The 25,987-nt window shown below is 61.7% G+C and carries 30 protein-coding genes and 1 tRNA gene; 21 read left to right on the top strand and 10 right to left on the bottom strand.

Translation table 11 applies throughout. The features are described 5' to 3' along the window. The first annotated feature begins 1 nt into the window (after position 1). Positions 2–1,363 carry a tetratricopeptide repeat protein gene (locus tag OU694_RS12790; RefSeq protein WP_308911396.1) on the top strand — a complete coding sequence of 454 codons (1,362 nt, stop codon included), beginning with the start codon at positions 2–4 and terminating at the stop codon, positions 1,361–1,363. Positions 1,364–1,577: 214 nt separating this feature from the next. After that, positions 1,578–2,195, top strand: a complete 618-nt coding sequence (locus OU694_RS12785; protein WP_308911395.1) for an energy transducer TonB — start codon at positions 1,578–1,580, stop codon at positions 2,193–2,195. Positions 2,196–2,298: 103 nt separating this feature from the next. Here OU694_RS12785 and OU694_RS12780 read toward each other — a convergent pair whose 3' ends face one another. The 3 genes from OU694_RS12780 to OU694_RS12770 all read right to left on the bottom strand — a co-directional run bounded on the left by OU694_RS12780 (position 2,299) and on the right by OU694_RS12770 (position 5,081). Beyond that, a complete protein-coding gene (locus tag OU694_RS12780) occupies positions 2,299–2,946 on the bottom strand; it encodes a PEPxxWA-CTERM sorting domain-containing protein (protein ID WP_308911394.1) in 648 nt (215 codons plus the stop codon). Between the two features lie 495 nt (positions 2,947–3,441). Then, positions 3,442–3,526, bottom strand: a tRNA-Leu gene (locus OU694_RS12775). Between the two features lie 301 nt (positions 3,527–3,827). Then, the gene (locus tag OU694_RS12770) at positions 3,828–5,081 is read right to left on the bottom strand and encodes a serine hydrolase domain-containing protein (protein WP_308911393.1); all 1,254 of its coding nucleotides are present in this window, start codon (positions 5,079–5,081) and stop codon (positions 3,828–3,830) included. Positions 5,082–5,216: 135 nt separating this feature from the next. On the opposite strand from OU694_RS12770, the gene OU694_RS12765 reads away from it, so the two are divergent. The 3 genes from OU694_RS12765 to OU694_RS12755 are packed head-to-tail and all read left to right on the top strand — an operon-like array spanning position 5,217 to position 6,877. Next, the gene (locus OU694_RS12765; protein ID WP_308911392.1) at positions 5,217–5,795 is read left to right on the top strand and encodes a YqaA family protein; all 579 of its coding nucleotides are present in this window, start codon (positions 5,217–5,219) and stop codon (positions 5,793–5,795) included. An 8-nt stretch (positions 5,796–5,803) separates the two neighbouring features. Then, positions 5,804–6,280, top strand: coding sequence for a disulfide bond formation protein B (locus tag OU694_RS12760; protein ID WP_308911391.1), 477 nt, complete (start codon positions 5,804–5,806; stop codon positions 6,278–6,280). Positions 6,281–6,283: 3 nt separating this feature from the next. Continuing rightward, positions 6,284–6,877 carry a demethoxyubiquinone hydroxylase family protein gene (locus tag OU694_RS12755; RefSeq protein WP_308911390.1) on the top strand — a complete coding sequence of 198 codons (594 nt, stop codon included), beginning with the start codon at positions 6,284–6,286 and terminating at the stop codon, positions 6,875–6,877. A gap of 18 nt (positions 6,878–6,895) precedes the next feature. On the opposite strand, the gene OU694_RS12750 is transcribed toward OU694_RS12755, so the two are convergent. Beyond that, positions 6,896–7,468, bottom strand: a complete 573-nt coding sequence (locus OU694_RS12750) for an HNH endonuclease (protein ID WP_308911389.1) — start codon at positions 7,466–7,468, stop codon at positions 6,896–6,898. A gap of 173 nt (positions 7,469–7,641) precedes the next feature. Here OU694_RS12750 and gluQRS point away from each other — a divergent pair, with 173 nt between their 5' ends. The 7 genes from gluQRS (at position 7,642) to OU694_RS12715 (ending at position 12,908) form a co-directional block, all read left to right on the top strand. Then, positions 7,642–8,520, top strand: a complete 879-nt coding sequence (gene gluQRS, locus OU694_RS12745) for a tRNA glutamyl-Q(34) synthetase GluQRS (protein WP_308911388.1) — start codon at positions 7,642–7,644, stop codon at positions 8,518–8,520. 47 nt (positions 8,521–8,567) lie between these two features. Beyond that, positions 8,568–8,765: an HIG1 domain-containing protein gene (locus OU694_RS12740; RefSeq protein WP_308911387.1), complete on the top strand. Its 198-nt coding sequence runs from the start codon at positions 8,568–8,570 to the stop codon at positions 8,763–8,765. 6 nt (positions 8,766–8,771) lie between these two features. Further along, complete coding sequence (locus OU694_RS12735; protein ID WP_308911386.1) at positions 8,772–9,353, top strand: cob(I)yrinic acid a,c-diamide adenosyltransferase; 582 nt, start codon at positions 8,772–8,774, stop codon at positions 9,351–9,353. A gap of 168 nt (positions 9,354–9,521) precedes the next feature. Further along, complete coding sequence (locus OU694_RS12730) at positions 9,522–10,271, top strand: electron transfer flavoprotein subunit beta/FixA family protein (RefSeq protein WP_308911385.1); 750 nt, start codon at positions 9,522–9,524, stop codon at positions 10,269–10,271. Beyond that, a complete protein-coding gene (locus OU694_RS12725; RefSeq protein WP_308911384.1) occupies positions 10,268–11,194 on the top strand; it encodes an electron transfer flavoprotein subunit alpha/FixB family protein in 927 nt (308 codons plus the stop codon). The genes OU694_RS12730 and OU694_RS12725 overlap by 4 nt, the downstream gene beginning before the upstream one ends. An 84-nt stretch (positions 11,195–11,278) precedes the next feature. Then, a complete protein-coding gene (locus tag OU694_RS12720) occupies positions 11,279–12,154 on the top strand; it encodes a 3-hydroxybutyryl-CoA dehydrogenase (RefSeq protein WP_308911383.1) in 876 nt (291 codons plus the stop codon). Positions 12,155–12,221: 67 nt separating this feature from the next. After that, complete coding sequence (locus OU694_RS12715) at positions 12,222–12,908, top strand: glutathione S-transferase family protein (RefSeq protein ID WP_308911382.1); 687 nt, start codon at positions 12,222–12,224, stop codon at positions 12,906–12,908. Here OU694_RS12715 and OU694_RS12710 read toward each other — a convergent pair. Continuing rightward, complete coding sequence (locus tag OU694_RS12710; RefSeq protein WP_308911381.1) at positions 12,905–13,495, bottom strand: TlpA disulfide reductase family protein; 591 nt, start codon at positions 13,493–13,495, stop codon at positions 12,905–12,907. The two genes, OU694_RS12715 and OU694_RS12710, sit on opposite strands and share 4 nt — an antisense overlap. A 109-nt stretch (positions 13,496–13,604) precedes the next feature. Here OU694_RS12710 and argH point away from each other — a divergent pair, with 109 nt between their 5' ends. Genes argH through lysA form a run of 3 tightly spaced genes read left to right on the top strand, consistent with a single transcriptional unit; the run spans position 13,605 to position 16,344 of the window. Continuing rightward, entirely contained in the window at positions 13,605–14,972 is a 1,368-nt protein-coding gene (argH, locus tag OU694_RS12705) for an argininosuccinate lyase (RefSeq protein WP_373460366.1), read from the top strand. After that, positions 14,969–15,082, top strand: a complete 114-nt coding sequence (gene lptM / locus OU694_RS12700; protein WP_308911379.1) for an LPS translocon maturation chaperone LptM — start codon at positions 14,969–14,971, stop codon at positions 15,080–15,082. Before argH ends, lptM begins: the two co-directional genes overlap by 4 nt. Positions 15,083–15,084: 2 nt before the next feature. Next, positions 15,085–16,344 carry a diaminopimelate decarboxylase gene (lysA, locus tag OU694_RS12695; RefSeq protein ID WP_308911378.1) on the top strand — a complete coding sequence of 420 codons (1,260 nt, stop codon included), beginning with the start codon at positions 15,085–15,087 and terminating at the stop codon, positions 16,342–16,344. A 93-nt stretch (positions 16,345–16,437) separates the two neighbouring features. Here lysA and OU694_RS12690 read toward each other — a convergent pair whose 3' ends face one another. Beyond that, a complete protein-coding gene (locus OU694_RS12690; protein ID WP_308911377.1) occupies positions 16,438–17,016 on the bottom strand; it encodes a phosphoribosyltransferase in 579 nt (192 codons plus the stop codon). Between the two features lie 21 nt (positions 17,017–17,037). Next, the gene (locus OU694_RS12685; protein WP_308911376.1) at positions 17,038–18,156 is read right to left on the bottom strand and encodes an MJ0042-type zinc finger domain-containing protein; all 1,119 of its coding nucleotides are present in this window, start codon (positions 18,154–18,156) and stop codon (positions 17,038–17,040) included. 232 nt (positions 18,157–18,388) lie between these two features. Here OU694_RS12685 and ftsE point away from each other — a divergent pair, with 232 nt between their 5' ends. The 4 genes from ftsE to OU694_RS12665 are packed head-to-tail and all read left to right on the top strand — an operon-like array spanning position 18,389 to position 21,534. Further along, positions 18,389–19,090, top strand: a complete 702-nt coding sequence (gene ftsE, locus OU694_RS12680) for a cell division ATP-binding protein FtsE (protein ID WP_308911375.1) — start codon at positions 18,389–18,391, stop codon at positions 19,088–19,090. Further along, positions 19,087–19,977: a cell division protein FtsX gene (locus OU694_RS12675; protein WP_308911374.1), complete on the top strand. Its 891-nt coding sequence runs from the start codon at positions 19,087–19,089 to the stop codon at positions 19,975–19,977. Before ftsE ends, OU694_RS12675 begins: the two co-directional genes overlap by 4 nt. 10 nt (positions 19,978–19,987) lie before the next feature. Further along, positions 19,988–20,551 (top strand): YdcF family protein, encoded by a 564-nt coding sequence (locus OU694_RS12670; RefSeq protein WP_308911373.1) that lies wholly within the window; start codon positions 19,988–19,990, stop codon positions 20,549–20,551. Positions 20,552–20,574: 23 nt separating this feature from the next. Further along, entirely contained in the window at positions 20,575–21,534 is a 960-nt protein-coding gene (locus OU694_RS12665; protein WP_308911372.1) for a DUF2125 domain-containing protein, read from the top strand. A gap of 3 nt (positions 21,535–21,537) precedes the next feature. On the opposite strand, the gene OU694_RS12660 is transcribed toward OU694_RS12665, so the two are convergent. Both OU694_RS12660 and hisC read right to left on the bottom strand, forming a co-directional pair. Next, positions 21,538–22,458 carry a prephenate/arogenate dehydrogenase family protein gene (locus OU694_RS12660; protein WP_308911371.1) on the bottom strand — a complete coding sequence of 307 codons (921 nt, stop codon included), beginning with the start codon at positions 22,456–22,458 and terminating at the stop codon, positions 21,538–21,540. After that, positions 22,455–23,555 carry a histidinol-phosphate transaminase gene (gene hisC, locus OU694_RS12655; protein ID WP_308911370.1) on the bottom strand — a complete coding sequence of 367 codons (1,101 nt, stop codon included), beginning with the start codon at positions 23,553–23,555 and terminating at the stop codon, positions 22,455–22,457. Before hisC ends, OU694_RS12660 begins: the two co-directional genes overlap by 4 nt. 156 nt (positions 23,556–23,711) lie before the next feature. Here hisC and metX point away from each other — a divergent pair, with 156 nt between their 5' ends. Next, positions 23,712–24,860: a homoserine O-acetyltransferase MetX gene (gene metX / locus OU694_RS12650; protein ID WP_308911369.1), complete on the top strand. Its 1,149-nt coding sequence runs from the start codon at positions 23,712–23,714 to the stop codon at positions 24,858–24,860. Next, positions 24,857–25,453, top strand: coding sequence for a methionine biosynthesis protein MetW (gene metW / locus OU694_RS12645; RefSeq protein ID WP_308911368.1), 597 nt, complete (start codon positions 24,857–24,859; stop codon positions 25,451–25,453). The genes metX and metW overlap by 4 nt, the downstream gene beginning before the upstream one ends. 9 nt (positions 25,454–25,462) lie before the next feature. On the opposite strand, the gene rraA is transcribed toward metW, so the two are convergent. After that, entirely contained in the window at positions 25,463–25,984 is a 522-nt protein-coding gene (gene rraA, locus OU694_RS12640) for a ribonuclease E activity regulator RraA (protein WP_308911367.1), read from the bottom strand. Positions 25,985–25,987 lie beyond the last annotated feature (3 nt).

The following is a 25,987-nucleotide window of genomic DNA, read 5'->3' as shown; positions in this document are numbered from 1 at the left end:
CATGCGTATGATCAAGACGATCAAAACCCTGCCTTACACCGTGGCGGCGGCTGCCCTTCTTGCGGCCCTGCCGGCAGCGGTTCCGGTTATCGGTTCCTCGGCTGTGATGGCCCAGGAAGCCGCGCCGAAGCCTGCGGCCAAGTCGCGCAAGGTGCCGGCCCTGAGCCTGGATGTGCACAAGCAGATCCAGAAGGCCCAGGAAGCCATCGATGCCAAGAACTATACCGAGGCAGAAGCGATCCTTCGCGAGGTTCTCGCCCGCGAAAAGATCAACGACTATGAACGCGCGGTAGCCTGGCAGATCAATGCCATGCTGGCGTTCGAGAAGGACGATACCAAAGGAACCATTCGTGCTTACGAACAGATCCTGAAGTATGCCGAATCGATCCCCGAGGCGCTGGAACTGCAGATCATGTTCGGTCTGGCACAGCTCTATTTCTCGGAGGAAAACTACCAGAAGGCCCTGCAGTATGTGAAGCAGTGGGAGCCGCGGGCTGAGGTTGTGGGTGCCACCCAGATCCTCTTCATCGGTCAGCTTCACTATGCCCTCAGTGACTACAAGAAATGCGTGGAATATGTGAACCGCGCCATCACCGATGCCCAGAATTCGGGCGGTGGTGTTGAAGTCAAGGAGAGCTGGTACCAGCTGTTGATGAGCGCCCAGTGGGAACAAGGCAATCTCAAGGAAGTCCGCGACATCCTCGAAATCCTCGTGATCAACTGGCCGAAGCCTGTCTACTGGACCCAGCTTGCCGGTATCTTCGGTGAACTTGGCCAGGAAACAGTGTCCTTCTCGCTCACGGAAGCTGCCTACAAGCAGGGCTTCCTTGACGACAAGCCGCAGCAGATTGTCAACGTTGCGCAAATCCAGATCGCCCGCCAGGCACCCATCAAGGCCGCCTGGATTCTTGAAAAGGCGTTCAAGGACAAGCGCGTTGAAAAGACTGGCGACAATCAGAAGCTGCTGGGCCAGGCCTATATGCTGGCATCCGAATGGCGTAAGGCTGTAGCCCCGCTTGAGGCTGCTGCCAAGGCAAGCAACGACGGTGACCTGTGGCTGCAGGCTGGCCAGGTGCTTATGCAGCTGGACAAGTATGCCGAAGCCCTCGAAGCCTTTGACGGAGCCATCAAGGTCTTCTCCGGCCAGCGCGCCGGCGAACAGCGTGACCGCAAGCTGCTGACGGCCCAGATGCAGTCGGGTCAGGCCCATACCGAACTGAAGCAGTTCAAGCAGGCGGAAGCCTCGTTCAGTGCTGCGCTTAAGCTCGCCCGGGCTGACCGTGACCGCAAGACTGCCAACCAGTGGATTGCCTACATGAAGGCCGAGAAGGCCCGTGAAGACATGCTGGAAGGCAAGGGTTGATCGGGTTTCCGACAACGCTTCGTTAAATCGACGGGAACGGCGCCTTCGGGCGCCGTTTTCTTTTGGGCTTCAAGCCTCCCCCCGACAGCGCCGGCATATGGACAGGCATCCTGAAATCGAGCAGGCTGGTCAATCAATCTGCAATCGATTATCATTACTGTATGCAGTGCGTGACGCTGCCGTCAAACGCACTGCTCTTGCGAGAGGAGGCCTTATGACAGTTGCACGTCTCTCTACATCCATGATCGGCGCATCCGCGGTAACCTTCGGCCTTGCATTCCTGATGCAAGGCCTTGTTGTTTTCAGGGATGAAGTGGATCTGAGCGATGGTCCCCTGCGCCCCATGCCGCAGGTTTTCCAGCATATCGTCGAGCCGGTACCCGTCAAAAACGACTGGACGGTTGAAGTCCCACCGACGGTCATCCCGCCAGCAACGGACCCCGATCCTGAAAAGCGGGCGCCCACCATCGATACCACGTTCAGTGTCACTCCTCCGGAGGCACCCCCATTGGGCACAGAGACCGGCCCTGAACTTGGCGGGCTTGTCGATGGCAACGCCCTGCCTATTGTCCGTGTCCAGCCCGTCTATCCCCGCAGGGCCCTCACGCAGGGGGTCGAAGGCTATGCCGTCGTCAGCCTGACCATCAATCCTGACGGCACAGTGGACCCGTCCTCAATCGTCATTCTGGAAGCCGAACCTGCCGGGTATTTCGAAAGGGCGGCGCGGGATGCTGCCGCCAAATTCAAGTACAAACCCCGGGTGGTTGATGGTGTCGCGATCCCGGCCTCCGGCGTGCAGTATAGATTCACGTTCGCCCTGGGCGACAATTGAACCGGCCGCACCGCCCCCTGCCAGCAGAAAGGGCCAGCAGGACTAGAAAAGAAATCGGGCGCCCGAAGGCGCCCGTTTCATTGATCATGCTTTGTACCTGATATCAGGCAGTAGCAATAGCCGAACGACGGCGAGCAGCAAGGCCCACAAGGCCGAAGCCCATGATCATCATCAGCCAGGTAGCCGGCTCAGGAACAGCCGAGATGAACTTGGCAAGAATGATGATGTCGTCGTGGTTGTCGTCGACGCCATTGTCGCAGCAGGTGTCGTCAAAGGCGAACAGCAGCTCGTCATGAGCCCAGGTGCCGCCCTTGCTGATGATGGCGAATTCGCCGTCAACACCAACGTCAGCGGTGTTGCCACCCGAGAAGGTACCTTTCGGTGCCGAGAAATGCAGGTCGGTGATGGCACCAGCGCCGATGCCCATCGAGCCGATCCACTGAGCCGGGCCCCAAGCCGAGTAGGACTCGGTTTCTTTGTAGGTCACCGCGCCGCCATCGGCGGTGAAGGTGTCGCTCCAGCCGCTTTCAGCAGCCATGAAGTAGAAATGGAGCGTACCGGCCGAGGTCGAGAAGAGACCAGCGCCGCCGTAGAAATCGGCAAGGCCACCGGCCCATGCGTTGATTTCGTCTTCGTAGTTGTTGTTCCAGGCAACCGTGGTTACCGGTTCGTTCGGAATGATATTGATAGCTGCCGAAGCCGGCATCGCCAGCCCAGCGGAGAGTGCCATAGCGGCAATCAGTTTTTTCATCTTCAGCCTCCTTGAAGCATTATTAATTCGAAGCGCCCTTCTATCGACCGGACCATCCGGATCAGATCACGAAGCGCAGGACACCGAACACAAAGCGACACGCGACACATGCCGCTTGTCCTCATGCCTGATGATGGGGGGATGCCCGTCCCCTCGACTCGATACCGGGAGCTTTCAGTAAAATGCACCTGATTATCTGTCAGGTTGGCTGCATCCTAGCAGAAAAAATATCCCTAGACCAATCAGTGATTTATGCGTCGGTGACGTAAAAAGTTAACAATTCGTTAACTGCTTGAATAAGCTTAAAATTTTATGAACAGGCCCATCTGGCCCCGCCCTCAACTCTGTCTCATTCTGGGACGGAGGGGCGCTAGGCCTCAGCGAATCGGCTATTCAGTCCGTCCAAGAGTCGTCAACAATCGACCGTTTCAGTCAGCCCTGAAGAATTCAACCAAGGCCTGCATCCGGTGCAAAAATACAATTCGGAAAAGTTGATGGTGCCCCCGGTCCGACTCGAACGGACACGTCCAAGGACACTTGATTTTGAGTCAAGCGCGTCTACCGATTCCGCCACGGGGGCACGCCCATGAAGGTTGCGGCATCATAGCGACAGACCTATCGGCGTCAAGCGGTGTTTGGATGCGGTGCGGGCCTTCGATGAGACGGGTAAAAAGACCCTCCACGGCAAGGTGTGCCGGGTTGTCCGGGAAAGGTGACCGCGGATGAAGTCGCCTGAGATCGAGCATCTGCCTGCCTGCTCGGCCACCGCTTCCCGAACGCTGACCAGAGAAGCAGAATGTGTGCCAACAGACCCTGATCCGAACAGAAAAGGCCGGGCACATTGCCATGCCCGGCCTTGCAAAAAGCTTTGGCGGTGCCTGTCAGCGCGTGATCGCCGCCGTCACCATATCATGGAACTCGGCGCGGATCGGGTAAGCGCCGAAGGGCACATAGTTGGTCATCACGATGGCTACCACGTCATGGTCACGGTCTACCCAGAAGAAGGTGTTGGCCATGCCGCTCCAGTAAAACTCTCCGCCTTTCACCGCGAAATCGAGACCGAAGCCAACCTCCTGTCCCACATCGCTGATCGAGGGAATCGCCGGCGGCAGATGGTTCTCGGTCATCAACGCCACCGTTTCGGGCTTCAGGACGCGCACACCATCAAGCTCGCCACCATTCAGCATCATCTGGGCGAAACGCCAGTAATCGGAAATGGTGGAAACAAGGCCGCCACCGCCCGAAGGGAAAGGCGGCTCAGCCGTGAAGTCCTGCAAAAGGCCACCACGCGCCGGTACGACGCCATCCTTGCCTTCCTCGCGGGTATAGATTTCGGCAAACCGGTCAAGCTTGTCCGCCGTCACCCGGAAGCCGGTGTCTTTCATGCCAAGCGGGCCAAAAAGGCGCTTCTGCAAAAAATCCTCGAAAGGCATGCCCGATAGCAGTTCAACCAGATAGCCCTGCACGTCTACCGCTAGTGAATAAACCCATTTTTCGCCCGGCTGATAGAGGAGCGGCTGCGTAGCCAGCCGCTCGGCCCACAACGCGAAATTATCACCGTCCTTCGGGAAGGTGTCAGGGCGGAACAGGCCGGAATCCTTGTACATCTGGTCAACCGGTGTATCCCCGAACACGCCATAGGTAAGCCCCGCCGTGTGGCGCATCATATCAAGCATCGTCACCGGCCGGTTCGCAGGCTCGGTCGTCACCTTGCCCGTCTCATCCTTGCTGACAAATACCCGGGCATTCCTGAAGGCCGGGATATATTTCTCCACCGGGTCGTCCAGCCGGAACTTGCCTTCTTCATACAGCATCATCAATGCCACGCCGGTGATCGGCTTGGTCATGGAATAGATGCGATAGATCGTATCAGCGCGGATCGGGTCGCCTGCGGCTACGTCGCGGTCACCATAGGTTTCGAAATGGACGATCTTGCCATTGCGGGAAACAAGCGTGGCAAGCCCGCCAAGCTTGCCTTCGTCCACATAGGCCTCGAAATGCGGTTTGATGGCCGCCAGCGCCTCGGCAGACATGCCCGCACTTGCAGGTGCGGCATTGGGCAGCCCTTCAAGCGTGGCCGCACTCGCCGCCACGGGCGCCCACAAGAACAACAGAATGAAACGGACAAGACGCATCGATCTTCCTCCCCCGGTATGATCACCAAGTCCCGATATGGTTAAGGCACGATAGTGTCGATTGACCACGGGAACAAGCCGCCTTAGGGTCGCGCCAGAGGGCACCATTACGCCACATCAAAGACGGGACACTTCATGCTGAAACGCCTTTACGACTGGTCGATGGACCGTGTCGCCCGCCCCTCGGGGGAAAAATGGCTCGCAGGCCTGAGCTTCGCGGAAGCGAGCTTCTTCCCGATCCCGCCCGATATCCTCCTGATGCCGATGATCATCGCCGATAAGAGCCGCGCGTGGCGGCTGGCGCTCATCACCACCATCGCATCGGTGATCGGCGCCGCATTCGGCTATCTGATTGGCCATTTTCTTTATGAGGCCGTGGCACTGCCGCTGATCGAGCTTTACGGCTACGCCGAGAAGTTCGCGGCGTTCGAAGCCTATTATGCCGAATATGGTGTTCTCATTGTTTTGATTGGCGGGCTGACCCCCATTCCCTTCAAGGTGATCACGATTGCAAGCGGCGTGGCGGGGCTTGACCCCCTGTTGTTCATGCTGTCCTGCATTCCGGCCCGGGCGCCGCGCTTCTTCGCCGAAGCGTTGCTCCTGTGGAAATTCGGGCCGCCGATCCGTGCCTTTGTCGAAAAGCGACTGTCGCTTGTCTTCACCCTTTTCGTGGCACTGCTGGTTGGCGGTTTTGTTGCCCTGAAATTTGTCTGAGACCGCCGATGACCGCCTTGCCTGACCGCTATCCCGTCGCCGCCGCCACGCTGGCAGCCATCCTTGTGCTTGGCACGGCTTATGGCTTCCAGTTTGCGGGCTACCCGCCATGCGAAATGTGCTGGTGGCAGCGCTATCCCTATATGGCCGCCATCGCCCTCGGGATCATCGCGCTTGTTGCAGGCCGGGCCAGCGACCGGCGCCTGATGTGGGCCTTCGCCCTCCTTTTCCTCACCACCAGCGTGATCGGCGCTTTCCATGCGGGCGTGGAAAACAAATGGTGGGAAGGCCCGGCCCATTGCAGTGGTGCGCTGAACCTGACCGGCAGCGTCGAGGATGCCCTGGCCGCCCTGCAGGATGCGCCGCTTGTGCGCTGCGATGCGGCAGCTTGGCGCTTGTTCGGCATTTCCATGGCGGGCTATAATGCCATGGTCGGCCTTGCGCTTGCCTTCTTCAGCCTGCGCGCGGCCCGCCGGAAGGACTGAGGCATGACCGAGAAACCCGACACCAAGATGGATGACAAACCCTTCGATCCGCCGCGCCCGTTGCCGGGCGACCGGTCGATGACGACCGAGATCGACCGTATGGTGCGCGTCGATCACGCTGGCGAGTTTGGCGCCGTGCGCATCTATCAGGGTCAGCTTGCGGTTCTGGGCGACCGCCATCCGAAATCCGCCATGATCCGCCACATGCTGGCGCAGGAAGAAGTGCATCTTGATCGCTTCAACAAGCTGATCAAGGACCGCGGCGTGCGCCCCACTGCCCTGGCCCCCTTCTGGGATGTCGCAGGTTTCGCACTTGGTGCGGCCACCGCGCTGATGGGCGAAAAGGCCGCCATGGCGTGCACCGCGGCGGTGGAAGAAGTGATCGATGGCCATTATCAGGCCCAGCGCGACCGGCTGACGGCCACGAACGCCGACCCGGACTTCGAGGAAACCATCGCCCAGTTCCAGGCGGAAGAGGTGGAACACCGCGACACCGCCATCGAGCACGGCGCCGAGGAAACGCCCGGTTACGCAGCCCTTTCAGGCGCCATCAAGGTCGGCTGCCGCGCCGCCATCTGGCTCGCCAAGCGGGTCTGAATTTCGGGGAACCTGATCTCAGGTTTCGAGCTCGACATCCCAGTAAAGAAAGTCGCGCCAGCTTTCATGCAGATAGTTCGGCGGGAAATGACGGCCGTTTTCATGCAACTGGCTGTTGGTCGGGCGGACCGGCCATTCGTGCGGGATCATATGGGCTTCCTGCGGGGTACGGCCGCCCTTGGCAAGATTGCAGGGCGCACAGGCCGTGGTGATGTTCGTCCAGCTGGTGCGCCCGCCCAGCCGCCGCGGCAGCACATGATCGAAGGTCAGGTCCTCCGTTGCCCCGCAATACTGGCAGGAGAAGCGATCGCGCAAGAACACGTTGAACCGCGTGAAAGCCGGAAATTTGGGCGGGCGGACATATTTCTTGAGCGCGATGACGCTCGGGAGATTGAGGCTGGTGGAGGGGGAGTGAACGGCGAAGTCATATTCGGAAAGGATGGTCACACGGTCCAAAAAAACGGCCTTGAGAGCCGTTTGCCAGTGCCAGATACTGAGCGGATAGTAACTGAGCGGCCTGTAGTCGGCGTTCAGCACCAGCGCCGGGCAACTGTCCGGTGACATCGTGCGGGGCAGAAAGTTGACACCCATTCCCTGTTCCCCCATCAGTCGGAACAGAGCCGGCGCCGATCGCCGGCTTCGCCACCCATGCCACACTGGCCGGGCTAGCTCCGACATCTTGAGAATCAAGATACAGTGTTACACGGTCATTACAAACAACTATATTGAGTAGATGATTGTTCCGACCACCCCCGGATATTAGCATGACGATGCCCCAAGGCGACAGACCCTTCATCACCCGTTTCGCGCCGAGCCCCACGGGGCATCTGCACAAGGGCCACGCTTATTCCGCCCTCATGGCGTGGAAGCTCGCAGAGGCTGCCGGCGGCACGTTTCTGCTGCGGATCGAGGATATCGACACCACCCGCTGCCGCGAGGAATTCGTCGCCGCGATCCACGAGGACATGGCCTGGCTCGGCATCAGCTATCCCACCCCCGTGAGGCGGCAAAGCGAGCATATGGCGGACTATGCCGCCGCCCTTGAAAAGCTGAAGGCAATGGGGGCTGTCTATCCCTGCTTCTGTACCAGGAAAGAAATTGCCGAGGAAATCGCCCGCTCCCCATCGGCCCCGCACGGGCCGGACGGCGCCCTATACCCCGGCACTTGCCGGGGGCTGAGCGCAGGCGAACGTCAGGCCCGTATCGAGGCAGGCGACGCCCACGCCTGGCGGCTGGATGTTGCCGCCGCCAGAACCATGGCCGGCAGCGATCCGCTTCGCTGGCATGACGCGCATGCGGGCTGGCAGGAAGCGAAGCCCGAAATGCATGGCGATGTGGTCCTCGCCCGCAAGGATACACCCACGAGCTATCATCTGGCCGTCACGCACGACGATGCCCTGCAGGGCATTACCGATGTGGTGCGCGGGGTCGATCTTTTCGAGGCGACCCATATCCATGTGCTGCTGCAACGGCTTCTGGGGTTGCCCACACCGCGCTATCATCACCACCCGCTGCTGCTGGATGAGCACGGCCAGCGCTTCGCCAAACGCAATCTTTCGGTTACCCTGAAATCGCTCCGCGAAGCGGGCGTGGACCCTGCGACACTTTGGCCCGGCGCCGAGCTTTCGCCTTGCCAGCCCTGAGGTGCCGCCTATAGTGGCCGAAAAGCCAGTCTGGAAAGTATCACATCATGAAATTCCTGATCATCCTCGCCCTCATTTTCGCGCTCATCACGCTCGGTATCCTGATCTTCGGGGTCACGGCGATGGCCAAGGGCGGTGACTTCAACAAGAAATATGGCAACAAGCTGATGCAGGCGCGGGTCGCCTCGCAGGCCATCACCATTCTTCTCCTGTTCATCGTCGCGCTGATGGCGTCGGCAGGCTGATCCGTCATGGTGAAGCTGACCAAAATCTACACCCGCGGCGGCGACAAGGGCGAAACCTCGCTTGTCGATGGCTCGCGCCTCAAGAAGCACGACATCCGGATCGAGGCTTACGGCACGGTCGATGAGGCAAACGCCACCATCGGCCTCATCCGGCAGGCGCTCGACACCGGCGAATCCGCCGAGGCCGCCGATGCCATGCTGATGCGCATCCAGAACGACCTCTTTGACCTCGGCGCCGATCTCGCCACACCGGGTGATGATTTCGCGCCGTCCGAAATGGTCCTTCGCATCATCGAAGCGCAGGTGGAGCGGCTGGAACGCGAGATCGATGCGATGAACGAAGGCCTGAAGCCGCTGACAAGCTTCATCCTGCCCGGCGGCACGCCTGCCGCCTCCTTCGCACACCTCGCCCGCACCGTGGTGCGCCGCGCCGAACGGCTGGCAGTGGCCGCCGCCGAAGAAATGCCGATCAATCCGGCGGCGATCCGCTATCTGAACCGGCTTTCGGATCATCTTTTCGTTCTCGGCCGTGTACTGAACGGCAACGGCCACAATGATATCCTGTGGGTGCCCGGCGCCCATCGGTAAGGGCCCCTAACTATCTTTGCTGCACTGCATTGACAGAGCATGGGCCTTGGGATAACGCTGTTGGTCCCATTTCTTTTGAGGCTCTTTCGTGCGGCTTCCGGGGGGAAGCTTTGAAAGAGGTACGGGCAGAAATGCTGCCCCGCACAATAATTAGGGAGAGGCAACTCCATGAAGATCCTGGTCCCCGTGAAGCGGGTCGTTGATTACAACGTCAAGGTCCGTGTGAAATCCGATCAGTCGGGCGTCGAGCTCGCCAACGTCAAGATGTCGATGAACCCTTTCGACGAGATTGCCGTTGAAGAGGCGATCCGCCTCAAGGAAGCCGGCAAGGCTGAAGAAATCATCGTCGTTTCGGTTGGGCCCAAGGGCGCCACGGAAACGATTCGCACCGCGCTCGCCATGGGCGGGGACCGTGGCATCCTCGTCGAACATGACGGCGAGACCGAGCCGCTGGCCGTTGCGAAAATCCTGAAATCCATCGTTGAAGCCGAAGGTCCGGGTCTTGTGATCCTTGGCAAGCAGGCAATCGACGACGATTGCAACCAGACGGGCCAGATGCTCGCCCAGCTTCTGGGCTGGCCGCAGGGTACCTTTGCCTCGAAAGTCGTGGTGAACGGCAACGATGTCGATGTCACCCGCGAAGTGGATGGCGGCCTCGAGACCGTGAAGCTCACGCTTCCGGCCATCGTGACGACCGACCTCCGCCTTAACGAGCCGCGCTATGCGTCGCTCCCGAATATCATGAAGGCGAAAAAGAAGCCTATCGACGAGAAGACCCCGGCGGACTTCGGCGTGGACATGACCCCGCGCCTCACGACCCTGAAGGTCGAAGAACCCGCCAAGCGCTCGGCCGGCATCAAGGTCGCAAGCGTTGAAGAACTCGTCGCCAAGCTCAAGGAAAAGGGAGTGATCGCATGACCGCCCTCATCATCGTCGAACATGACAATGCGGCCCTGAAGGACGCGACCCTCGCCGTCGTCACCGCCGCCAAGGCTTTCGGTGAAGTCCATGCGCTTGTCGCTGGCTCCGGCTGCGCTGCTGTCGCTGACGCAGCCGCCAAGATCGGAGGCGTTTCGAAAGTTCTGCTTGCGGACGATGCGGCCTATGCCCATCCGCTCGCCGAGGAACTGGCGAACCTCGCCATCTCGCTTGCAGGCTCCTACGACGCGATCATCGCACCGGCCACCACCACCGGCAAAAACTTTGCGCCGCGTGTAGCAGCTGCCCTCGACGTGGCCCAGATTTCGGACATTCTCGAAGTGATCGACACCGATACCTTCAAGCGTCCGATCTATGCCGGCAACGCCATCGCGACCGTGAAGTCCTCGGACGCCAAAAAGGTGATTACCGTGCGCGGCACCGCCTTCGCCAAAGCTGCCGCCACTGGCGGTTCGGCTTCGGTTGAAAAGGTCGCTGCTGCCGCGAAAACCGGCAAGTCCTCCTTTGTGGGCGCCGAGCTTTCTAAGTCCGACCGTCCGGAACTGACGTCTGCCAAGATCATCGTATCGGGCGGCCGCGGCATGGGTTCGGGCGATAACTTCAAGCTCATCGACGCTGTTGCCGACAAGCTCGGTGCCGCAGTCGGCGCCAGCCGCGCTGCTGTGGACGCCGGCTTCGTGCCGAACGATTACCAGGTCGGTCAGACCGGCAAGATCGTGGCGCCGGAGCTTTATGTCGCTGTCGGCATTTCGGGTGCGATCCAGCACCTTGCCGGCATGAAGGACAGCAAGATCATCGTGGCGATCAACAAGGACGAAGAGGCACCGATTTTCCAGGTTGCCGATTTCGGCCTCGTCGCCGACCTTTTCGAGGCCCTTCCGGCACTCGAAAAGGCTCTCTGAAAAAGATTGCGGGGCTGCCCTCGGTAGGGCGGCCCCGTTTCATATGATATAAAAACACATCAGGGTCCGGAACAGAGATTAAGCATGGTTGACAAGGTAGGGATTATCGGCGCCGGCCAGATGGGCAGCGGCATCGCACATGTAGCAGCAGTGGCGGGGCTCGAAGTCGTCCTCTCCGACGTCACGATGGACCGCGCCAAGGCGGGCCTCGAGACCATCGACCAAAATCTCGGCCGTCAGGTCGCTCGGGGCAAGCTCAGCGCCGAAGACATGAAAGCAGCACTCGGCCGCATCGCGCTTGCCGACAATATCCCGGCTCTGTCGGACTGCGATCTTGTGATCGAAGCCGCCACCGAGAACGAAAACGTCAAGACCACCATCTTCAAGGAGCTTTGCAAGACCCTGAAGAAGGATGCGCTGATCGCTTCGAACACGTCCTCGATCTCGATCACCCGCCTCGCCGCCACCACCGACCGGCCGGAGCATTTCATGGGCGTTCACTTCATGAACCCCGTGCCGCTGATGCAGCTTGTGGAACTGATCCGCGGCATCGCGACAACCGACGAAACCTTCGAACGCTTCAAGAAATTCTGCGACCGCCTGAACAAGACGACCGCCGTTTCCGAAGACTTCCCGGCCTTCATCGTGAACCGCATCCTGCTGCCGATGATCAACGAGGCCATCTACACGCTGTATGAAGGCGTAGGGAATGTGGAAGCCATCGACACCGCCATGAAGCTTGGCGCCAACCACCCGATGGGCCCCTTGCAGCTTGCTGACTTCATCGGCCTCGATACCTGCCTGTCGATCATGCAGGTCCTGTATGAAGGCCTCGCCGACAGCAAATACCGCCCCTGCCCGCTTCTGGTGAAATATGTGGAAGCCGGCTGGCTGGGTCGCAAATCGGGCCGTGGCTTCTATGATTATCGCGGCGAAGGCGAACCGACGCCCACGCGGTAATCCAATCGCCTCCTTCCCTTTTTAATCAAATGCGTTAGGGTTGCCTCCCTGTATGAGGGAGGCTTCCATGGCGCTGACGATCGTTATCGGCAACAAGACCTATTCCAGCTGGTCGCTCCGCGGCTGGCTCGCGGTGCGTCACACCGGGCTTGCCTTCCGCGAGATCATGCTGCCGCTGGATACGCCGGAATTTTACGAGAGGATCAGGGATTACAGCCCCTCTGGCTTCGTGCCGGCCCTTATCCATAACGGCACCACCAAGGTGTGGGATTCGCTCGCCATCATCGATTATTGCGCGCGGCTGGCGCCCCAGAAATTCTGGTGGCCGGATAATGACGCCGCCTTCGGCTTTGCGCGCTCAATGACGGCGGAGATGCACTCGGGCTTCATGGCGCTGCGCCGCGCTGCGCCTTTCAACACCAAGGCGAAATACCGTGGCCTCGCCCTGTCGCCCGCAGTAGCGGCCGATGTGAAGCGGATCGATGCGCTGTGGTCAGAGGCCATCGAGCGCTTCGGCGATGGCGGGCCCTATCTCTTTGGCGGTTTCTCGGCGGCCGACATGATGTATGCGCCGATTGTCGGACGCTTTCTTGCCTATGGCGTCAGCCTCAGCCCCGCCGCCACGGCCTATGCCATGGCCGTGCGATCAAACGCCGGTGTCAGCGAATGGTATGACGCTGCGAAGGATGAAACGCTCGTGGTTGCAGCGGACGAAATCGACCCCGCCACCACGATGCTGGGTGATCCCGCTTAGACCGTTCCGGCCTTCAGGGCTTCAAACAGTTTCACAGCCTCAGGCGCATCCCATTTGAGCGGGCCGAGGAAATAGGCGCGCACATTGCCCTCGCGGTCGATGATGAAGCTTGTCGGCAGCGCGCCGTTGGCGAGCTCAATCGCCGATTTCATCGTGGGATCCGCATAGAAGGCGAGGCCTTCGACACCCCATTCGGCAAGCGCGTCCTTGGCCGCCGGGATGCCGCCGCGGTCCACATTCACCGCCACCACTTCAAACATGTCGTCGCCGATCTGGGCTTGCAGCGAGGCAAGTTCGTGCATTTCGGCACGGCAGGGCGCACACCAGCTGGCCCACAGGTTGATCAGCATCACCTTGCCCGTCATGTCCGAAAGCTTGATCGGGCTGCCGTCCTCGCGCATCACGATATGCTCGCTGACCTTACGAGGGGTCGCCTGCAGGGTCAGGCGGGACATCTCGCCCGTCATATAGGATGCAAGCGGATCAGAGATTGTCGCGGGCATGAACAGCCGATAGGATGCCCAGCCAAGCAGCGCCAGCACGCCCACCAGAAGGATGCCGCGCACCATTTTGCCATTCGATCCCATCGTCTACTCCTCTATCGGACCTGAAGTCATGAGCCAAGATCAAACCCATAAAGCGCCCGCGCCCACCCCGCAAGACCACTCGCAAAAAGGTGAGGGCGATGCGCAGTCGATGTGGGGTGGCCGTTTCGGGGCCGGCCCGTCCGCCATCATGCAGGAAATCAATTCTTCGATCGGCGTCGACAAGCGCCTGTATCGGGAAGATATCGCGGGATCGAAGGCGCATGCCAGCATGCTTGCGGCAAGCGGCATCCTTACCGAAGCCGACCGCGATGCGATCCATAAGGGGCTGGATCAGGTTCAGGCCGAGATCGAAGCAGGCCAGATGGTCTGGGATGACGCGCTTGAAGATATCCATATGCATGTGGAAAGCCGCCTCAGACAGCTGATCGGCGACGCCGGTGCGCGCCTCCACACCGCCCGCAGCCGCAACGATCAGGTCGCGACCGATTTCCGCCTCTGGACCCGCGCCGCGCTCGACCGCATGGACGCAGGCCTCAAGGCCCTGCTGACCGCACTTGTCACCCAGGCCGACAAATATGCAGATGCCGTGATGCCCGGCTTCACCCATCTGCAAACCGCCCAGCCCGTCACGCTTGGCCACCATCTGATGGCCTATGCCGAGATGCTGGGGCGGGACCGCGCCCGGCTGGCCGATTGCCGCGCCCGCATGAATGAAAGCCCCTTGGGGGCGGCCGCCCTTGCCGGCACCAGCTTCCCCATCGACCGGCACATGACTGCCAAAACGCTGGGGTTTGACCGCCCGATGGCCAACAGCCTTGATGCGGTCTCGGCCCGCGATTTCGCGCTTGAAATGCTCGCCGACCTCGCGATTGCCGGCGTGCACCTGTCTCGCCTCGCGGACGAAATCGTCCTCTGGGCCACCGCCCCCTTCGGCTTCCTGAAGCTGTCGGACGCCTTCTCGACCGGCTCTTCAATCATGCCGCAGAAACGCAACCCGGACGCCGCCGAGCTCGTGCGTGCCAAGGTCGGCCGCATGGCGGGCGCCTTCACCGGGCTCCTGATCGTCATGAAGGGCCTGCCGCTCGCCTATTCGAAAGACATGCAGGAAGATAAGGAACGCGTCTTCAAGGCGGTTGACGATTTCGAACTGTCGCTCGCCGCCATGACCGGCATGATCGATGACCTGAAGCCCAACCTCGCCGCCATGAAGACGGCGGCCGGTGGCGGTTTCTCGACCGCGACAGACCTCGCCGACTGGTGCGTGCGCGTTTTGAACCTGCCGTTCCGCGATGCCCACCATGTCACCGGCACCATCGTGAAAATGGCCGAAGACAAGGGCGTCACGCTCGATCAGCTGCCGCTTGCCGATATGCGGAAGGTAGAGCCGCGCATCGATGCCAGCATCTTCGATGTGCTGTCTGTTGATGCCTCGGTTTCGAGCCGCATGAGCTTTGGCGGCACCTCGCCCACCCGCGTGCGCGAGGCCGTGGCCGCCTTCCGGGAGAAACTGCAATGATCCGCACCGTCACGCTCGTGCTCGCCGCCACCCTTATGCTTGCCGCCTGTGGCAAGAAAGGCGACCTCGAGCCGCCGACCCGCAGCACGCAGATCATGCAAGGCCGCTGAGCATGGATCATTTCAACAGCCGGAACGGCGTGATGTTCGCCGAGGACGTCGACCTGCGCACCATCGCTGAAGCCGTCGGCACGCCCGTTTATGTCTATTCGTCAGCAACGCTCGAACGTCACTTCAATGTCTTCCACGAAGCCTTCGCGCCGCTTGATCCGCTTGTCTGCTTCGCCGTCAAGGCCAACAGCAACCAGGCGGTGCTGGCGACCCTTGCGAAAGCCGGGGCAGGCGCCGATGTGGTATCGGGCGGCGAACTGAAACGAGCGCTGGCCGCCGGGATCGCGCCTGAAAAAATCGTCTTTTCCGGCGTCGGCAAAACGGCAGATGAAATGCGCCTCGGCCTTGAGGCCGACATCCTGCAGTTCAATATCGAAAGCGAACCCGAGCTTGAAGCCCTGAACGCCGTGGCCGCGAGCCTTGGGGTCGTCGCCCCCGTTTCGGTGCGCGTGAACCCCGATGTGGACGCCAAAACCCACGCCAAAATCTCCACCGGCAAAGCCGAAAACAAGTTCGGCATCAGCTGGCAGAAGGTCGACATGCTGTATGAACGCATGCGGACGATGGCCAACATCAAGGCAACCGGTGTGGACGTGCATATCGGTTCGCAACTGACCGAGCTTGAACCCTTCCGCGCTGCCTTCGCGCGCGTGGTGGAGCTTGTCAAATCGCTGCGGGCTGCCGGTCACGATATCCATCATATCGACCTCGGCGGCGGGCTCGGTATTCCCTATGATCCGGAACAGGCGGCGCCGCCCGCACCGGCCGCCTACGGCGCCCTCATCCGCGAGGTACTCGCCGGGCTCGATTGCCGCATCATTCTGGAACCCGGCCGCCTGATCGCCGGTAATGCCGGCATCCTCCTCACCCGTGTGCTCTATGAGAAGATCGGCGACAACCGCACTTTCTACATCCTCGACGGCGCGATGAACGACCTGATGCGCCCCGCCATGTATGATGCCTTCCATCATATTGTGCCGGTGGAAGATCAGGCGGGCGACAGCTTCGCCGCCGATTTCGTGGGGCCGGTTTGCGAATCTTCGGACGTGTTCGGCACTGGCCGCGCCACAAAGCGCCTGAAGGCGGGTGACCTTGTCGCCATCAAATCGGCAGGTGCATACGGCGCTGTCATGTCATCGACCTACAATACAAGGCCGCTTGTCGCCGAAGTGCTGGTGAAAGGCGGCGAATATGCTGTGGTGCGCCCACGCGTCGAGGTCGAGGACCTGATCGCCATGGACAAAGTGCCGGACTGGCTTTGACAGAAATTCCGTCGCCCCGGACTTGATCCGGGGTCCATGTCGGGTGCAGATACCACTGGATGCCGGGTCAGGCCCGGCATGACGGGGATATATCTATGCCCGGCCCATTTTTCCGATAAAGGGCAGCTCGCGGTAGCGATAGGCCACATCCATCCCGTATCCGATCACGAAGATATCGGGGCATTCGAAGCCAACGAAATCGGGCTTGAACACGGTCTGGCGGCCCTGGCTTTTATCCAGAAGCACGACGCTCGTTATATTGGCGGCCCCGAGCGCCTTGAAATGCGCATGCGCAAAGGCCAGTGTGTTACCGGTCTCGTATATGTCGTCGATGATCAGCACTTCGCGGCCTTCAACCGGCAGGTTCGAGGCGGCGACCAGATCCACCGTTCCCGCCCGGCGGTTTTTGGCGACCTGAATGAAATCCATTTCCATCACGGTGCCACGGGCCGACATGGCACGGGTGAGGTCGGCGGCAAACATCATGGCGCCGTTCATGATCACTTGTGCCACCGGCTCTTCCTCGAACCAGCGGTGCAGGCTGGCGGCCAGTTCTTCGACGCGCTCGATGATCTCGTCGGAGGTGAATATGGGCTCCACGCCGTGGTGAGCCTCGCCTGCGCGGTCCCAGTCGAAGAAAAACTCGGCGCCGCTTTTCGTTTTCTTGCCCATCCCCGTTTCCCCTTCGTGGCCTCAGTTGCCGCGTTCGTAGAGATTGCTGGTATCGGCGGCCTCGGTAGACCGGGTGCCTTCCAGAACCCGCACTTCGGCGCTCGCGGCGCCAGCCGGGATCGGGCTGCGCGGCGAAGAGAAATGCACCTTGCCGCCCCGCGCGATAATCTGCCCCGGCGGGTTCACGACCCACTGGTCCACCACCTGCCCGCTGCCATCGGCGATGCGGATTTCGACCTGCGGCACCGTTGCCGCGCGCGTGCCCTGATTTTCCACATAGCCCTTCACCATCAGGACCTGTTCGCCGTTCACTTCCTCGACACTGCTGGATTCGAGGAAGGCCCCGAGCACGGTGACGGCCTCAGTGATCGGCTTCGACAGCGGCTTGCCTTCGGCTTCGAGCTTTTCCTTCAACGATTCCGCGTCATTCTGGCCTTCGATCCAGTCATAGATCACGGCGGACTTGGGCCAGATCTCCTTCACCATGTCCTTCATGCCAAAGATGGCGCCCGCGAGCCCACCCCAAAAGAGGATCAGGAGAACCCACAGGAACAGAATGAACCGGCGGCGGCGGCCGGCACGGTCAACTTCCGACTGGCGGCGCTGTTCGGCGCGGCGGCGGGCAAGGAAATCGTCGTCGTCATCGTCGCTTTCGACATATTCGTCGCGGATCTCGGGTGTGTCCCGGCGGCGCGACGCAAAGCCCTCTTTCGTCAGGCTCGGGCGCTCTTCCACCTCGCCGCCCGCTTCCTTCATGGCGGCCGCGAAGGCATCGGCAGAGAAAAGCGGCTTGTCGCTCGCCTTCACCGGGGCGCCGGGGGGTGGCAGGTCGTTCACCACTTCGGCATCCGTTGTGTCTTCGTCCTCGAAATTCATTGGCGAGGAAGCAGCCGCCATCGCGGCTTCGGCTTCGTCGGGGGCCGGGCGCGATGCGGGGGCGGCCTCGGCCGCACGCGGGGCCTCGGGCTGGCGGGTCGGCGGCGGCGGAGCGGCGGGGCGCTTCGGCGCTTCCTTCAGTTCATCCGGCGTGGCGTGCCATTCGTGCATGCAGCGCGCACAACGCACCTTGCGTCCCGCCGCCGGGATCGCCCCGGCCCCAACCTTGAAGCGGGCGTCGCACGAAGGACACTGCAGGATCATAAGGCTACTACCCCTTGGCAAATCGACCGGCAGGCAAAACGCAGAACACACCTGCCTCTTGCCTTTAGGCATACCCTATTCACGGCTATACTGTCCATGCTCCAACTGCCAGAAACTGCGTGCGAAAAGGGCGGCTGCCGGGGCTTCTCGGCACCTCTCTTTACGCCAGCGTCCCCATATGCAATTCTCCGCGTCTGAAGTCGCCGTCCTTGGGCCTTCATGGGAGCCTTGTGTGATCAGTTTCGAGAATGTGGGCATGCGTTATGGCATGGGCGGTGAAGTCTTGTCGGACATCACCTTCCGGCTTGAACGCGGCTCGTTCCATTTTCTCGTCGGGCCTTCGGGTGCGGGCAAGACCTCGCTTCTGAAGCTGCTGTATCTGGCGCGCCGCCCTTCGCGCGGGCTCATCCATTTCTTCGACAAGGACCTCGCGCGTATCGAACGCGAGGAACTGCCGCGCCTCCGCCGCCGCATCGGTGTCGTGTTCCAGGATTTCCGCCTGCTCGATCACCTGTCGGCCTTCGACAATGTGGCCCTGCCCCTGCAGATCAAGGGGGCGAAGCGCGTGCAGATCGCCGATCATGTGGAAGAGCTTCTCTCGTGGGTCGGCCTCAAGGACCGCATGCATGCGCGCCCCGCCACGCTGTCAGGCGGGGAAAAGCAGCGGGTGGCCATCGCCCGCGCCGTGATCAACAAGCCCGACCTGCTGGTGGCGGACGAACCCACCGGTAACGTCGACCCCGAAATGGCCATGCGGCTGATGCATCTTTTCGTGGAACTGAACAAGATCGGGACCACAATCGTGATCGCCAGCCACGACCAGCATCTGGTGGAGACAATCGGCGCGCCTGTCTTGTCGCTCGACAAGGGCAATATGACCTATCACGCCGGTGGCAAGCCGCGCGACCCGGACGAGACGGGGGCGCAACCATGAACCTGCCCTTCTTCGGTGAAACACCGGTATTCCTGCCCAAGGATCAGGCAGGCGACGGCCTGCTGCCGTGGGTGATCGGCGTCATGCTTTTCCTCACGGGCCTTGCCACCGCCATGGGCCTTGCGCTTGGCCAGGGGCTCGACCGCTGGTCCGAAGGGCTCGCCACCACGCTGACCGTGCAGATTGTGGACGCCGACGAAGGCGTGCGTGCCCGGCAAACCGAGGACGCGCTCAAAATGCTGCGCGCCACCCCCGGTGTCGCCAAAGCTGAAGTGATGGCCGATGCCGATGTGATGGCGCTGATCTCGCCGTGGCTTGGCGACCTGCCGATCGACGCTGGCCTGCCGGTACCAACCCTTATCCATGTTGAACTCGACAAGGCCGGGGTGGTGAACACGGCGGGGCTTGCCGAGCGCCTGCGCGCCACCGCGAAGGGAGCCCGGCTTGATGACCATCAGGCCTGGATGGCCTCGATCCTCGAGCTTGTCGCCGCCCTTCGCCTGCTGCTGCTCGGGATTGTCGCGCTGATCGTGCTGTCCACCGTCGCCATCGTGATCTTCGGCTGCCGGGCGGGCCTTGCCACCCACCGCGACAGTATCGAGATCATGCATATGATGGGGGCAGAAGACAGCATGATCGCCAGTGCTTTCGACCGTCGCTACCTGCTGCATGGGCTGGTCGGCGGGCTTGGCGGCATCGTCATGGCGATCCTCGTAATCCTCGCTCTCCTGCATCTGGCGGAACAGATGGGTCAGGGTCTTCTGACCGCTTCGCTACCGGGCTCTGGTGTGTTGTGGTGGCTTTTGCTGTTGCCCGTGATCGCCGGCGCGGTCACCATGGGCACAGCCCGTATCACCGTGCGGCGTGCCCTTCTGGAACTGGTGTGAAACCTTCGCCATGACCCGCAACAGATCCGTCTTCTCCCGCCTTGCCGGCACCGCCCTGTTCGTGGCGCTGGTCGCCTGGCTTTCGGGTTTCCTCTATTTCCTGTCGCGCGCCCTTGTTGCCGAACCTGATGACATGCCCGAAGCCCGCGCCGTGGTGGTGCTGACGGGTGGCGCGCGCCGCATCGATGTGGGACTCGCCATCCTCAAAGCCAATCCGGGTGCGCGGCTCCTGATTTCGGGGGTCAATCCCGCCGTCCTCCGGGCCGAGCTTAGCGCCATATCAGGCGAAGATGCCCCCCTTTACGAATGCTGCGTGGACCTTGACCGCACCTCCACCGATACGCTCGGCAACGCGCGTGAGACCGCGCTCTGGGCCCGCAAGAACGGATTCGACCGCGTGATGCTCGTGACCGCCGCCTACCATATGCCGCGCAGCCTGATCGTGCTCCGGCGCGCCATGCCGGAAGTGCGCGTGGAGGCCTATCCCGTGCAGGCCGCAGTTTCGACATCTTATCTGCTTAAAGAATATCACAAGTATCTCTTCACACTGGCGAGCGACGCCGCCGGCATCTGAAAGCGCCGCAAGGAGACCATTCCATGAACCGCCTGAAATATCTTGTCGGCGCCCTCTTTTTCCTGATCCTCGGCTATAGCGGCCTCTGGTGGACAAGCGCCATGGGCGCCGCCAAATCGGTGGAAGCCACTTTCAACCGCTGGGCATCTGAAGGGCACGTGGTGAAGGCGTCGGACGTGGCCGTCTCGGGCTTTCCCTATCGCATCGTCCTCGACACGAAAGACGTGGAAATCACCCGCAAGGGCAAGGCGATCCTCTTCCGGGCGGACAAGGTCACCCTCATCAGCCATCTCTGGACCCCGCGCCACTGGATGGGCGAAGCCGAGGGCGTGAAAGCGTCCGTCGGGGCCGGGCGCATCGCCTTCACCGATGGCAAGATTCGCGGCAGCTGGCGCCAGGAAGATGACGGCAGCGAGATCATCGCCATCGATTCAAGCGGCGACACCAGTGATTTCAGTCTTGTGGAAGCCCCCTATGTCGAAACCCCGACCGCGCTCGCCAACTGGCTGATCTCGGCACGCCTGCATGCCCCGCAGGCCGACGCGGCAACTGGCCTCCATGAAGAAAAAGGTACCGACTTCCGCATCACGGCCGACGGCGCGAATGGTCGCCTGCTGCTGCTTGGCACCGCATCGGGCACCCCGCCCGAAGGCTGGTCGAAGAAAGACCTTGCAGGGTGGGGCAACGCAGGTGGCCTGATCGACTTCACCGAAATCGACCTCATCATTCCGAAGGGCCGCATTCAGGGCAGCGGCAGCATCACGCTTGACGAGAATGCCATGCCGCTTGGCAGCTTCAGCCTGAAGGTGACGGACGGCCGCAACGCCGCCGCTGCCCTCGCAGACGCCGGCCTCCTGATGAAAGGGGCGGAAAATGCCTTCGCCAACCAGCCAGGCACCAAGCCTGTATCGGTGATGCTGCAAGGCGGCGGTATCAGCGCCGACGGTGTGCTCGTCGGCAAGATGACGCCAATCGCGAAATAAACCCTATTCCTCGTGCGGGCGTCCGAAATCGGGCGCCGCACTATCCTGCCCGGCGTCGATGATGCGGCGGCGGATTTCGCGGGTGCGGCTGAAAAGCTCGAAAAGCGCGTCGCCGTCGCCCCAGCGGATCGCCCGCTGCAGGGCTGTCAGGTCTTCGGTAAAACGGCCGAGCATTTCAAGGACGGCTTCCTTGTTGTTCAGGAACACGTCGCGCCACATGGTCGGGTCCGACGCCGCAATCCGGGTAAAATCCCGGAAACCACCCGCCGAATATTTGATGACCTCGGAATCCGTCACGGTTTCAAGGTCCGATGCCGTACCCACGATATTGTAGGCAATCAGGTGCGGCACGTGGCTGGTGATGGCGAGCACCAGATCATGGTGGGCGGCATCCATCATCTCGACTTCGGCGCCGATGGCCGCCCAGAAGCCTTTGAGTTTCGCAACCGCTGCGGCGTCAGCACCTTCGGGCGGGGTGAGAATGCACCAGCGGCCGTCAAAGAGGCTCGCGAAGCCGGCGCCGGGACCTGACTTCTCGGTCCCCGCGACCGGGTGGCCCGGAATGATATGGGCGTGGGCCGGCAATGTCGCGGAAAGCGCCTTCAGGACACTCGCCTTCACCGAACCGACGTCCGAGACAATCGCACCCGGCTTCAATACCGGGGCCATGGCCTTCCCGACCGTCTCCATGGCACCGACCGGCACACACAGGACCACGAGGTCCGCGTCCCGCGCCGCGTCTGCCACATCGCTTTCGTAAGCCTGCCCGAGGCCCAACCGTTCGGCTTCGGCGAGCGCCACGACGTCGCTGTCGGCGATGACGATGCGGCCTGCAAGCTTGCCGCGTGCCACGGCACGGGCAAGCGACGAGCCGATCAGGCCGATGCCGACAATGGCGACGGTATCGAAATGGCTGTCGCTCATTCAGGCGATCCGTTCAGGAACGCCCGCAAGAGTTCCACCACCGTGCGGTTCTCATGCGGCGCACCGATCGTCAGGCGCAGGTGATTAGGGAGGCCCATGCCGGGCAGCCAGCGCAGCAGATAGCCGCGCTCGGTGAGATATGTGTTCGCCTCGCCCGCCGTGAAGGGGCTTTCCTCGGGGAAGCCGAGAAGCAGGAAGTTTGTCTGGCTCGGCACCACGTCAAGGCCAAGGGCAGCGAGTTCCGCCGTCAGCTTGTCGCGCCATTCGGCGTTATAAGCCACGGCTTCGGCCAGATGTGCCTGATCCTTCACGGCTTCAACGGCGGCTACCTGCGCCGGCAGGTTCACGTTGAAGGGCATGCGGATGCGGTTCAGCGCATCGATGATCGCCGGGCCGCCATAGCCCCAGCCAACGCGCAGGCCCGCAAGCGCATACATTTTGGAGAAGGTGCGGGTCATGATCACATTCGTCGACCGCTCCACGAGCTTCGCGCCGGCGTCATAATCCGCAGCCGTCACACACTCGGCGTAGGCGCTGTCCACCACCAGCACCACATGCTCGGGTAGACCGGCATGCAGACGCTCGATTTCCGAAATCGGCAGATAGGCACCGGTCGGGTTGTTCGGGTTATCGACAAATACAAGCTTGGTCTTCGGCGTCACGGCATTCAGGATGCCGTCCACGTCTGCCGCCCATTTCAGGTTCGGTACGGCGACGCCGGTCGCACCCACCGCCTTCGTCTGGATCGGATAGACCATGAAGCCATACTGGCTGAAGATCACCTCGTCACCGGGGCCAGCGAAGGCATGGATCAGCACGGTGAGGATATCGTCCGAGCCCGCGCCGCAGATGATGCGGTCGGCATCAAGGCCGTAAACGCCGGCAATCGCCTCGCGCAGCTCGGTGGAGCCGCCATCGGGGTAGCGCAGCAGCTGGCTTGCCGCTGCCGTGTAGGCCGCCACGGCCTTCGGGCTCGGGCCGCTCGTGCATTCGTTGGCCGACAGCTTGACGGTTTCCTTCACACCCTCGACCTTCGCGCGGCCGGGCACATAGGCAGCAAGGTCCATGATCCAGCTGTGGGGCTTCGGGGCGCTCATGTCGGGTCTCCTCAAGGTGTCCGGGCGTCAAAACGCCAATAGAACTAGCCGCCATGCCCTGCCTTGGCAAAGACAAAGTGAAGCTCCGCGTTGACTTTTCGCCGCGCCCCCGCTTTATGGAGGCAAGCTTTCGATACCATCAAGGATACCGGCCCCGTGCGACCCGCAGCAGGCAAGACAGCGACACTCTTTCAGGACACGCCCCTCGCACTCGATGGTGGCGCGATGCTGTCGCCTGTCACCGTGGGCTATGAGACCTACGGCACGCTGAATGAAGCGCGCTCGAACGCCATCCTTATCTGCCACGCCCTGACCGGCGACCAGTATGTGGCAAGCGAGCATCCGATCACCGGCAAGCCCGGCTGGTGGGAACGTATCGTCGGCCCCGGCAAGCTGATCGATACCGACCGCTATTTCGTGATCTGCTCGAACGTGCTCGGCAGTTGCCTTGGCACCACTGGCCCGTGGGAAGAAAACCCGGCAACCGGCAAGCCCTGGGGCACCGATTTTCCAGTGATCACGATCCGCGACATGGTGCGCGTGCAGGCTGCCCTTCTCGATCACCTGAATGTGGACAGCCTGATGGCTGTCATCGGCGGCTCGATGGGTGGGATGCAGGTGCTGGAATGGCTGGCGACCTATCCCGAACGGCTGCATTCAGCCGTGATGCTGGCCACCGCCGCCCGCCACACAGCGCAGAATATCGCCTTCCACGAAGTGGGGCGGCAGGCCATCATGGCAGACCCCAACTGGCAGGAAGGGCGCTACTATGATACCGGCGCGCGGCCCGAAAAGGGCCTCGCGGTTGCCCGCATGACGGCGCATATCACCTATCTTTCGGAAGACGCGCTGACCGCCAAGTTCGGCCGCAACCTGCAGGGCCGTGAGGCCGTCAGCTTCGGTTTCGACGCCGACTTCCAGGTGGAAAGCTATTTGCGCCATCAGGGATCGACCTTCGTCGACCGGTTCGATGCCAACTCATACCTCTATGTCACCCGTGCGCTCGATTATCTCGATATCGCGGGGCGGCACGGCGGGCGGCTGTCCGACGCGTTCAAGGGGGCGGCCCATGTGCGCTGCTGCGTGATCAGCTTCACGAGCGACTGGCTGTATCCGACGATTGAAAACAAGCGCATCGTCCATGCGCTGAACGCCGCCGGCGTGCCCGTCAGCTTCGCCGAGATCGAAGCGCCCCACGGGCACGACAGTTTCCTCCTCGATGTGCAGGAAATGGATCATATGCTGAGAGGCTTCATCGCCGCCGCTGCCCGTACCCGTGGCCTCACCGGAGGGATCGGCGCATGAACCTGAGGAAAGACCTGCAACTGATCGCCGACCTTGTGCCCGCCAATGCGCGGGTTCTGGATGTCGGCTGCGGCGACGGCGAGCTTCTCGATTATCTCGTCAACGAGCGCGGCATCGACGGGCGCGGCATCGAGCTTAGCCAGAAGGGCGTGAATGAATGCATTTCGCGCGGCCTTTTCGTCGTGCAGGGCGACGCCGATAATGACCTTGAAGAATATCCAGACCAGAGCTTCGATCTGGTGATCCTGTCGCGCACCCTGCAGGCGGTTCACCGCCCGCGAGAGGTGCTGCTGGATCTGTTGCGCATCGGCAGGCAGGCCATTGTCACGATCCCGAACTTCGCCCAGTGGAAGGTGCGGGCCGACCTTCTGTTCCGGGGCCGGATGCCGGTCACCAAATCCATGCCGCAAACATGGTACAATACGGACAACATCCATTTCTGCACGATCCTCGACCTTTTCGACCTTGCCGAGGCGGAGGGGCTGAAGGTCCGCGCCTTCGTGCCGCACATGCGCAATGGCCGCCGGCTCGATATGGGGCCAAAGCTTGCGAACCTGATGGCCGAACAGGCCTTGTTTCTTCTGGAAAAGTAAGCGCCCCTGTCAGAGCGACGGGATCGATTTCGTGACGACGACGCCGTCCTTGTCGGCGGTGAGCCACATGCCGGGTTCGATGATCACCCCGCCGATGGTGACGGCCACGCCGGTTTCGCCCCGGCCGAGCTTTTCGGATTTCTTCGGGTAAAGCCCGAGCGCCTTGACGCCGATATCAGCGGCAATCAGTTCATGCGCGTCACGCACGCAGCCGTGAACAAGGATCCCGGCCCAACCGTTCTTGACGCCAAGGTCCGCGAGGTTACCGCCGACGAGGGCAGATCGCAGGCTGCCACCGCCATCCACCACCAGCACGCGGTCCTCGCCCGGCGTTTCCAGCATGGATTTGACAAAGCTGTTGTCGTCAAGCGTGCGAACGGTGGCCACGGGGCCGGCAAAATCAAGCCGGCCGCCGTAATCACTGAAGGGCAAGGCAACGACCTGAACGGCGTCGCCCATCGCATCGCACACGTCGGCCGTGGCGAGGCGAGGCACCGGCAAGAGCGGCCTTTGCTGCTGCTTGCCCGGCATGCC

Source organism: Pseudokordiimonas caeni, from assembly GCF_026719705.1.
Taxonomy (GTDB): domain Bacteria; phylum Pseudomonadota; class Alphaproteobacteria; order Sphingomonadales; family Kordiimonadaceae; genus Gimibacter; species Gimibacter caeni.
Note: the sequence above shows the minus strand (reverse complement) of the source record. Positions and strands in the feature narration are given on the sequence as shown.

Bases quoted from the DNA above. Each gene is read 5' to 3' on its own strand.
- lysA (WP_308911378.1), top strand. From the start codon at position 15,085: ATGGATCATTTCAACAGCCGGAACGGCGTGATGTTCGCCGAGGACGTC.
- OU694_RS12785 (WP_308911395.1), top strand. From the start codon at position 1,578: ATGACAGTTGCACGTCTCTCTACATCCATGATCGGCGCATCCGCGGTA.
- lptM (WP_308911379.1), top strand. From the start codon at position 14,969: ATGATCCGCACCGTCACGCTCGTGCTCGCCGCCACCCTTATGCTTGCC.
- OU694_RS12735 (WP_308911386.1), top strand. From the start codon at position 8,772: ATGGTGAAGCTGACCAAAATCTACACCCGCGGCGGCGACAAGGGCGAA.
- OU694_RS12730 (WP_308911385.1), top strand. From the start codon at position 9,522: ATGAAGATCCTGGTCCCCGTGAAGCGGGTCGTTGATTACAACGTCAAG.
- OU694_RS12740 (WP_308911387.1), top strand. From the start codon at position 8,568: ATGAAATTCCTGATCATCCTCGCCCTCATTTTCGCGCTCATCACGCTC.
- OU694_RS12725 (WP_308911384.1), top strand. From the start codon at position 10,268: ATGACCGCCCTCATCATCGTCGAACATGACAATGCGGCCCTGAAGGAC.
- OU694_RS12765 (WP_308911392.1), top strand. From the start codon at position 5,217: ATGCTGAAACGCCTTTACGACTGGTCGATGGACCGTGTCGCCCGCCCC.
- OU694_RS12720 (WP_308911383.1), top strand. From the start codon at position 11,279: ATGGTTGACAAGGTAGGGATTATCGGCGCCGGCCAGATGGGCAGCGGC.
- OU694_RS12685 (WP_308911376.1), bottom strand. From the start codon at position 18,156: ATGATCCTGCAGTGTCCTTCGTGCGACGCCCGCTTCAAGGTTGGGGCC.
- argH (WP_373460366.1), top strand. From the start codon at position 13,605: ATGTGGGGTGGCCGTTTCGGGGCCGGCCCGTCCGCCATCATGCAGGAA.
- OU694_RS12670 (WP_308911373.1), top strand. From the start codon at position 19,988: ATGACCCGCAACAGATCCGTCTTCTCCCGCCTTGCCGGCACCGCCCTG.
- OU694_RS12675 (WP_308911374.1), top strand. From the start codon at position 19,087: ATGAACCTGCCCTTCTTCGGTGAAACACCGGTATTCCTGCCCAAGGAT.
- OU694_RS12750 (WP_308911389.1), bottom strand. From the start codon at position 7,468: ATGGGTGTCAACTTTCTGCCCCGCACGATGTCACCGGACAGTTGCCCG.
- OU694_RS12690 (WP_308911377.1), bottom strand. From the start codon at position 17,016: ATGGGCAAGAAAACGAAAAGCGGCGCCGAGTTTTTCTTCGACTGGGAC.
- OU694_RS12770 (WP_308911393.1), bottom strand. From the start codon at position 5,081: ATGCGTCTTGTCCGTTTCATTCTGTTGTTCTTGTGGGCGCCCGTGGCG.
- OU694_RS12755 (WP_308911390.1), top strand. From the start codon at position 6,284: ATGACCGAGAAACCCGACACCAAGATGGATGACAAACCCTTCGATCCG.
- OU694_RS12715 (WP_308911382.1), top strand. From the start codon at position 12,222: ATGGCGCTGACGATCGTTATCGGCAACAAGACCTATTCCAGCTGGTCG.
- rraA (WP_308911367.1), bottom strand. From the start codon at position 25,984: ATGCCGGGCAAGCAGCAGCAAAGGCCGCTCTTGCCGGTGCCTCGCCTC.
- OU694_RS12760 (WP_308911391.1), top strand. From the start codon at position 5,804: ATGACCGCCTTGCCTGACCGCTATCCCGTCGCCGCCGCCACGCTGGCA.
- OU694_RS12710 (WP_308911381.1), bottom strand. From the start codon at position 13,495: ATGGGATCGAATGGCAAAATGGTGCGCGGCATCCTTCTGGTGGGCGTG.
- metW (WP_308911368.1), top strand. From the start codon at position 24,857: ATGAACCTGAGGAAAGACCTGCAACTGATCGCCGACCTTGTGCCCGCC.
- hisC (WP_308911370.1), bottom strand. From the start codon at position 23,555: ATGAGCGCCCCGAAGCCCCACAGCTGGATCATGGACCTTGCTGCCTAT.
- gluQRS (WP_308911388.1), top strand. From the start codon at position 7,642: ATGACGATGCCCCAAGGCGACAGACCCTTCATCACCCGTTTCGCGCCG.
- OU694_RS12790 (WP_308911396.1), top strand. From the start codon at position 2: ATGCGTATGATCAAGACGATCAAAACCCTGCCTTACACCGTGGCGGCG.
- OU694_RS12780 (WP_308911394.1), bottom strand. From the start codon at position 2,946: ATGAAAAAACTGATTGCCGCTATGGCACTCTCCGCTGGGCTGGCGATG.
- OU694_RS12665 (WP_308911372.1), top strand. From the start codon at position 20,575: ATGAACCGCCTGAAATATCTTGTCGGCGCCCTCTTTTTCCTGATCCTC.
- OU694_RS12660 (WP_308911371.1), bottom strand. From the start codon at position 22,458: ATGAGCGACAGCCATTTCGATACCGTCGCCATTGTCGGCATCGGCCTG.